Source organism: Citrobacter sp. wls711 (assembly GCF_005281055.1).
Classification (GTDB): domain Bacteria; phylum Pseudomonadota; class Gammaproteobacteria; order Enterobacterales; family Enterobacteriaceae; genus Citrobacter; species Citrobacter gillenii.
Genome location: NZ_SZXC01000013.1, coordinates 1 through 207, shown reverse-complemented (window position 1 = coordinate 207; position 207 = coordinate 1). Strand labels below are relative to the sequence as shown.

Sequence of the window (207 nt, the reverse complement as noted above, 5' to 3'; positions counted from 1 at the left end):
AGCGACGTTCCTCCCTGAAAGGTCAGTTGATCCAGCAGTCCATTCGCGTCAAGGCAAAAAAGGATATCGTAATGGAGTAACTCTTTCTCAATCACCGGACGCATATGGGAACGCCCGGAAACCTGCATGGCAAGCTCAGTGAGTTGAGTAAAATTGGCTTTATTCGTCATTCAATAGTGCCTTCTCATTAACCAGATGGACATTACG

The 207-nt window shown here is 46.4% G+C and carries 1 pseudogene; it reads right to left on the bottom strand.

Features of this window, described 5'->3' with window-relative positions:
- Window positions 1-128: pseudogene (locus tag FDW98_RS23795) on the bottom strand (nucleotidyl transferase AbiEii/AbiGii toxin family protein); the annotation flags it as partial.
- Between the last annotated feature and the right edge of the window lie 79 nt (window positions 129-207).